The organism is Nocardia sp. NPDC003345 (genome assembly GCF_053589395.1).
This window is the reverse complement of record NZ_JBSFRU010000444.1, coordinates 1-4,166: the sequence shown is the minus strand read 5'-3', so window position 1 is coordinate 4,166 and position 4,166 is coordinate 1. Positions and strand designations below refer to the sequence as shown.

Sequence of the window (4,166 nt, the reverse complement as noted above, 5' to 3'; positions counted from 1 at the left end):
AGACCGTGCCGTCGCCGTCCATATCGTCCTGGGCGTCGCCGGGATCCAGATCCAGGGTCACGCCGGCCGGTTCCAGCGTTTCCCGCAGGCGCTCCAGCAGGGCCCGGCTCAGATAGTTGTGGTGCAGGTCCAGGCGTTTCAGATGGGTGAGGGGCTGGCCGCCGAGCAGGGCGGTCGCGCCGTCGTCGGTGAGTACCCCCATGGACAGGTCCAGCGTCTCGAGACCGGCCACCACGGGTGCCGCGGCGAGCGCCGCGCACACCTCGTCCTGGATCTCGCTGTTGCGCAGCGCGAGATGGCGCAGGCCCGGCAGCCGGTCACCGGCGCAGATCGCCGCGATATCGGAGATCTCGCCGTCCCAGCCGTATTCGTTCGTACCCAGCCACAGGTCGAGGTGGGTCAGTGCCGGAAGGTCACTGGTCCCGATATTCCGCACGACCTCGGCGGGCAGGCCGCCCGATTCGAGCGTGAGCCGTTCGAGGGCGGGGTGGCGCACGGGCGGGAAGATCAGTCCCTCCGAGCCGCGGATCCCGAATTCCCGCAGCGCCGGAAACGTCTCCAGCAGGGATCCCGCCGGGCCGGTGTGGATCCAGGAGATCTCGTTCTCCTCGTAGGTGATGTCACCGAAGAACAGCGCCCGCAACGCGGGCAGGCGGTCGCGGGCCGCGGCCAGGGCTTCGATCACGCGGCCGCCGCCCAGACCCGGGTCGGTCGCGTCGGTCAGCCAGTGCCCGACGATCAGCGCCGTCACCCGGGTGGTGTCCACTGTGTCGAGGAACGCGGTGAAGGCGGCGGGCCAGGTGAGTTCGCTGGTCCACGACCCCGCCCGGATGCGCCACGCCACCGAGTCCGGGTCGGGCAGTGGCGCCGGAGCGGACCGCCCCGGCAGGGGGAAATCGAAGGCGGGCAGTCCCGCGAATTGCTCCAGATGTCGACCGATCGCCATGAGACCCTTCCTCGCCGCTGTTCCGAGAAGGTTCTACCAGTGCCGGACGACCACCGGTGGGCGAGCGGTGTTGACGCAGGACCGTTTTCACCGGAACCGGCGCCGCCGGTCGGTTACGGGATCCTGTCGGTGGGCGGCGCTATGGTCCCGGCAGCAACCGCGCGATCGCGCCGGAACGGGAGGAAGCCGCATGTACCGCCAGGGAGACGTCCTGATCGTCCCGGTCGAAGAGAGTTCCGTGGCGGCCGCGCGGCAGTGGCCGCAGGCGCGGCGCGACGCACGGGGACGGCTGGTGCTCGCCCTGGGGGAGGTGACAGGACATGCCCACGCGCTCGCGTCGCCCGGCACGCTGTTCCACGAACCGCACGCGTCGAACTCGATGGTGCTGCACCTGCCCGAGGGCGGCCGGCTGGCCCACGAGGAACACGCCGCGATCACGCTGCCCAAGGGCTGGTATCGGGTCGTGCGCCAGCGCGAATACATCCCGGGTTCGGTCCGGATCGTTGCCGACTGAGCGGGCCGTGGCCCGCCCGCACGAGACAAGGAACAGGGATTCATGACCGAAACGACTGTGTGGCGCGCGATCTCCGTGGCGACCGGCCCCGGCGACCGGGCCGCCGCCGAGACCGGAGTGCGGCTCGCCTACGAGCGGGCGGGCCTGCGCGCGCCGGAGCGGATCGTCTGGGCGCGGTCGCCGCTGGAGGCGATCCGGCTGCTCGAGGCCGAACCGTCGGATGCGCCGGGAAGGTCGGTGCGGGAACGGGTTCGCACCGCGCCGTGGGCGGCCGCCCGGGACCGATTGCATACCGAACTCGGCCCGCGGGGCTTCGCCCGGCACTGGCAGGCCGGCGGGGCGGCCCTGTGGGAACTCACCGATCCGGTGGTCACGCGTATCCGTGACGGTGTGGTCGCCGAACTGGTCCCGGGATCCGCGAGTGACCCGGATGTGCCGGCGTCCGGCACCGACCGCGAACTGCGCATCCGTCTACTGCTGCTGGACGCGGTGCTGGGCCAGCACGACGCGGCGTGGCTGTCCGCCTTCGATGCCGGTGCGGGGTCGGCATTGGAGGGTCTGGCGGCGGTGGCGCGGGAGGCGGGCTGGTGGTGGCCGTACGAGAACCTCGCGGTGATCGCCGAACGCCCCACCGCCCTGCACCGCGACGAGGCCGGCCGGCTGGACCGCGCCGACGGCCCGGCCGTGGGGTACGCCGACGGCTTCGCGCTGTACGCGTGGCGCGGGATGCCGGTGCCCGGCGAATTCCTGGCCGAACTGGCGTCGCTCACCACCGACCGCATCCGTACCGAGGAGAACGCCGAATTGCGGCGCGTCATGCTCGAGTACTACGGCTACGAGCGCTACCTCGCCGAATCCGGTGCCGAACCGCTCCAGCGCGACGAGACCGGGATCCTGTGGCGGATCGCGATGACCGGCGACGAGGACGTGGTGATGGTGGAGGTGGTCAACTCCACTCCCGAACCGGACGGCACCAGCCGCACCTATTGGCTGCGGGTCCCGCCCGCCACCCGTACCGCCCGCGAGGGCGTCGCGTGGACCTTCGGTCTCGGCGCCGCCGAGTACGCCCCGGTCGCGCAGACCTGACCGGTCGCGTCTGGAACAATCGGCTGCGTGACCGACGCCGAGACCCTGACCGAAGACGCTCCCGGCACCGGCGAACGCTGGCGGGGTTTCCTGCGCTGCCATCTGCCGATGGCGGTGGTGGTGCTGGTGATCCTGATCGCCGTGGTCTTCGTCGCTCAGGATCGCTGGCGTCGTGGCGCCTTCTTCTTCGGCGGCGCCACCCTGATCGCGGCCGCCTTCCGGCTGTGCCTGCCGACGGCCCGGGTCGGTCTGCTGGCGGTGCGCAGCCGTCCGTTCGATGTCGGAGCGCTGACGCTGCTCGGCAGCTCGATCGTGTTCCTGGCCGCCACCATCAACACCCTCGGGGTGGGATAGCGCGCGGTCAGCGGGTGGCGCGGGCCAGATTCATCGTCTGGACCAGCAGTTTGCCGATGGCCGCCGCCTCGGTGAGGAAGCCGTCGTGGCCGTCGCGGGAGGCGATGACCTCGAAATGGCGGCATCCGGCCAGGCCCTGGGCCAGTTCCCGCTGGGTGTGCAGCGGGTAGAGCCGGTCGGAGTCGATACCGCCGACGATGCACGGCACTTCGGCGGTGGCCATCGCGGCCTCGATACCGCCGCGCCCGCGGCCGATATCGTGCCGGTTCATCGCCTCGCTGAGCAGTACATAGGTGGCCGGGTCGAAGCGTTTGCCCAGCTTCTCGGCCTGGTATTCGAGATAGCTCTGCACCGCGTAGCGGCCGCCGTCCCAGGGGTCCTCGCCCTGTTGCGGGCTGTTGCCGAACCGGCTGTCCAGTTCGACCTCGGTGCGGTAGGTCAGGTGCGCGATCCGCCGCGCGATGCCCATACCGGTCATCGGCGCCCGGCCGGTGCCGTGATAATCCCCGCCCTGCCAATCGGGGTCGCCGGTGATCGCGGCGATCTGGGTGGTCTGGGTGCCGATCTGGTCGGCGGTGGCCCGCGCCCCGACGGCCAGGACCAGTGCCGCGGCCAGTCGGTCCGGTGCGCCGAGCATCCACTCGAGGACGCGCATACCGCCCATCGAGCCCCCCACCCCGGCGGCCAGGCGTTCGATGCCGAGCAGGTCGAAGAGCCGGAACTCGGCCGCGACCTGGTCGCGGATGGAGATATCCGGGAACCGCGAGCCCCAGGGCACGCCGTCCGGGGCGATGGTGGCCGGCCCGGTGCTGCCCTGGCAGCCGCCGAGCACATTGGTCGCGACCACACACCATTCGTCGGTATCGACCGGCGCACCCGGTCCGACCATCCCGTTCCACCAGCCCGGCGACGGATGTTCGGCGTCCGGTTCGCCCACCACATGGGAATCACCGGTCAGCGCGTGCTCGATCAGCACCACATTGTCCCGGGTCGGGGAGAGCTCGCCCCAACGTTGGACGGTCAGCTTGATATCGGGCAGCCGGGCCCCGTTCTCCAGCGTGAGATCACCGATCGAGACGAGACCGGGCGTGCCGTCGGGCGGCGGGAGCTGTGCTACGGGACGGGCCGTGGTCCGCTCGGTACCCACCGTCACGCGACGGCTTCCGTGCGCCGACCCGCCCTCTGCGGCGATACCGGAAACGCATCAATGGCGGCTCGGGAGTAGGTCGGGGCCCGCCCGATTCTGGAGCGACCAGAGGGAGGGAG

5 protein-coding genes are annotated in these 4,166 nt (G+C 71.1%); 3 read left to right on the top strand and 2 right to left on the bottom strand.

From position 1 onward, the window contains the following. Positions 1-946: STM4015 family protein (locus ACWDU1_RS30235; RefSeq protein ID WP_450003690.1), on the bottom strand; the 946-nt coding region annotated here is incomplete at its 3' end. Positions 947-1,136: 190 nt separating this feature from the next. Here ACWDU1_RS30235 and ACWDU1_RS30230 point away from each other — a divergent pair. From ACWDU1_RS30230 to ACWDU1_RS30220, 3 genes are all read left to right on the top strand, one after another. Further along, on the top strand, positions 1,137-1,460 hold the full coding sequence (locus tag ACWDU1_RS30230) for a hypothetical protein (protein WP_450003688.1): 324 nt from the start codon (positions 1,137-1,139) through the stop codon (positions 1,458-1,460). Positions 1,461-1,502: 42 nt separating this feature from the next. Further along, positions 1,503-2,546, top strand: a complete 1,044-nt coding sequence (locus tag ACWDU1_RS30225; protein ID WP_450003687.1) for a DUF6745 domain-containing protein — start codon at positions 1,503-1,505, stop codon at positions 2,544-2,546. 108 nt (positions 2,547-2,654) lie between these two features. Further along, on the top strand, positions 2,655-2,900 hold the full coding sequence (locus ACWDU1_RS30220) for a DUF3017 domain-containing protein (protein WP_450003692.1): 246 nt from the start codon (positions 2,655-2,657) through the stop codon (positions 2,898-2,900). A gap of 7 nt (positions 2,901-2,907) precedes the next feature. Here the strand turns inward: ACWDU1_RS30220 and metX are convergent, their stop codons facing one another. Further along, positions 2,908-4,053 carry a homoserine O-acetyltransferase MetX gene (gene metX / locus ACWDU1_RS30215; RefSeq protein ID WP_450003685.1) on the bottom strand — a complete coding sequence of 382 codons (1,146 nt, stop codon included), beginning with the start codon at positions 4,051-4,053 and terminating at the stop codon, positions 2,908-2,910. Between the last annotated feature and the right edge of the window lie 113 nt (positions 4,054-4,166).

Coding starts and splice junctions, on each gene's coding strand:
- ACWDU1_RS30230 (WP_450003688.1), top strand. CDS start 1,137: ATGTACCGCCAGGGAGACGTCCTGATCGTCCCGGTCGAAGAGAGTTCC.
- ACWDU1_RS30220 (WP_450003692.1), top strand. CDS start 2,655: ATGGCGGTGGTGGTGCTGGTGATCCTGATCGCCGTGGTCTTCGTCGCT.
- ACWDU1_RS30225 (WP_450003687.1), top strand. CDS start 1,503: ATGACCGAAACGACTGTGTGGCGCGCGATCTCCGTGGCGACCGGCCCC.